2 protein-coding genes and 1 pseudogene are annotated in these 2338 nt (G+C 62.1%); 1 reads left to right on the top strand and 2 read right to left on the bottom strand.

Annotated elements, in window-relative coordinates; all coding sequences use genetic code 11:
- Positions 1-324: 324 nt before the first annotated feature.
- Positions 325-954 (top strand): TetR/AcrR family transcriptional regulator, encoded by a 630-nt coding sequence (locus tag ACIA8E_RS41805; RefSeq protein WP_399307332.1) that lies wholly within the window; start codon positions 325-327, stop codon positions 952-954.
- 312 nt (positions 955-1266) lie between these two features.
- Here the strand turns inward: ACIA8E_RS41805 and ACIA8E_RS41800 are convergent, their stop codons facing one another.
- Both ACIA8E_RS41800 and ACIA8E_RS41795 read right to left on the bottom strand, forming a co-directional pair.
- A complete protein-coding gene (locus ACIA8E_RS41800; RefSeq protein WP_399307330.1) occupies positions 1267-1569 on the bottom strand; it encodes a helix-turn-helix domain-containing protein in 303 nt (100 codons plus the stop codon).
- Positions 1570-1656: 87 nt separating this feature from the next.
- Positions 1657-2132: pseudogene (locus ACIA8E_RS41795) on the bottom strand (transposase); the annotation flags it as partial.
- Between the last annotated feature and the right edge of the window lie 206 nt (positions 2133-2338).

Genomic DNA, 2338 nt, shown 5'->3' with positions numbered 1-2338 from the left:
CGAAAGACGCTCACCAGATGACTTCAGCTGACCCACTCTCGGCATACCACCAACAACGACCAGATTGCACCTAAGTTACTGGTATTGAGGCTAGAGGAAGCCTCGCTGTCTTCCCGAATAGCGCGAGCGCGGGTAGAGATCGTGGTCCGCGTGCGTGTGGACCACTCGCAGTAGCCCGCGAAGGGTAGGCCCTACGGTGTCCTTGCCCAGCCCAGTCCACCGCCCTGACGTCTGGTTTTACGGGCCTCGCGCTGCCCCGCGCGTTAAGATGGACAGACCTGTCTAGTTGGGCGGGCGTTCCCATTGATCCGGAGGGAAACAGCGATGGTCACCAAGGCCGCCGCATCACCGGGCGCACTCCCCGAGGCGAAGCCTTCCGCTCGTGAGCGCCTGCTGTCCGCTGCCAACGAACTCTTTTACGACGAGGGCGTGCAGACCGTCGGAATCGATCGGATCATTCAGCGGGCTGGAGTGGCTAAGGCATCCCTCTACAACACTTTCGGCAGCAAGGACGAACTGGTCCACGCCTACCTCCAATCCCGCCACGCGGCCGTCACCACGCACATCCTGCATAGCCTTGAATGCTACGACACCGCCCGTGACCAATTGCTCGGCGTCTTCGACGCACAGGCGGAACTTTTTTCTGGCCCCGGTTACCGCGGCTGCGCGTTCGTCGCAGCAAGCGCCGAAGCACGCCCGGGCAGCAGTACGGAACAAGCATCGAACGAATACCGCGCGTGGGTGTGTGGCCTATTCATCAACCTTGCCAGGCAGGCGGGGGTATCCGATGCGGAGACTCTAGGGCGCCGACTCCACTTGTTGTATGACGGTTGCGCGGTGTCTGCACGGATGGACAATGACCCCCACGCCGCTGCGGCGGCCCGTGCAGCGGCCGAGGCGCTCCTCGACGCCGCGCTGGCAACACCGTCTGAACGCGATCGCCCGAAACACTGATCCATAAGGCAGACTATTTGGCTGGATCAGCTACCGGCCGAGACGCCTAAGATATGACAAGTACGAGGGGCGAACGATGAATGCCCTATCCCCGGCCAGGAGTCCGCGTGTCCGTCTCATCCGCTTCCATCTTCGGAAGTCCGTCTGGTTTGAAAATGACACAGAGCCGCCCGGCAAGCAGCGGGACCGAATTATCCGGGGTGACCACTTCTCGGTGAGCCTTTCACGCACGAGGGCACGCAAGGGCTCGCTGTTGCTGATTATCTCGTCCTTGGGGCGCTGCCTGCGCAGCAGAGCCTGGTTGTGAGCCCATCACGGCTGATAGTGGCCGTTCGTTTTGCTGCCTCGTTTGATCTCTCGGTAGACGGTCTGGAACCTCTTGCCGATGGACGCGGCGACCTCTTTGACGTTTTGGTGCATGTGCGGACCGTTCGCGATGGTGATCCGGTCGTCCTGAGTGAGGAAACGCGGGGGTACCGGGCAGGGGTCCGGAATGATCATGCTTCCAGCACCAATGAACCACAGTGACCCGCAGCTGGTGGAAACCCCGACCGCACGGGCAGCGGCGGCCCCCTTGAGGCCTTCACGCAGCAGCTCGAAGTACCGCTTCTTCACCGCACTCGACAACATGTTGGGGGCGTACCTCGGCATCCGAACGTCTCCTTCAGAAGCGTTCGCAACCACCGATAGAACTCAAGCCGGGTCGAGGGGCCGGTTCTGCCATTCGGCCATGCCCTCCAGGACCTTGTCGGTGATGGTCGAGATCGTCTGGCGGGAGACTTCGGCGCCATAGACCTCGGCCAGGTGGGCCTGGACCTCCCGGTCGTCAGGCCCTTCGCGGACAGCGAGATGACCATCTCGTCGACGCCGGTCAGGCGCCGCTGCCGCTTCTTCACGATCTTCGGCTCGAACGATCCGTCCCGGTCACGGGGCACGGCAATCTCGACGGGCCCGACCTCGGTCAGCACCGTCTTGGAGCGGGTTCCGTTGCGGGAGTTGCCGCTGTTCTTGCCCGCCGGATCATGCCGGTCATAGCCGAGGCGATCGGTGACCTCGCCTTCCAGAGCCGACTCCAGGAGTCGTTTCGTGAGCTGCTGCAGCAGACCTCCCTCGCCGGTCAGCTGCAGCCCTTCGGCCTGAGCGCGGCCCACCAACTCCTCGATCAGCTGGTAATCCACCGCTCTGCCCGACTGCTGGCAGCCACCTCTGAACTCTCTTCCTCAGGCGTGTTGTTACTGGTCATCAGTGCATCCTCCATGATCAGGAGTTACACCAATGCCCCGCAGTTAAGGAGCCGTAATTTATCTACTGCCGGATTCGAGGCAACGTCGCTGTTTCATGTGGTAGTTGGGTTGTTGTGACGATTCCGGGTGAAGTCCTGGCG

The organism is Streptomyces sp. NPDC051664, from assembly GCF_044453545.1.
Taxonomy (GTDB): domain Bacteria; phylum Actinomycetota; class Actinomycetes; order Streptomycetales; family Streptomycetaceae; genus Streptomyces.
This window is presented reverse-complemented; position numbering and strand designations above follow the sequence as displayed.

Excerpts from the sequence above, each read along its gene's own strand:
- ACIA8E_RS41805 (WP_399307332.1), top strand. The coding sequence starts at position 325 with ATGGTCACCAAGGCCGCCGCATCACCGGGCGCACTCCCCGAGGCGAAG.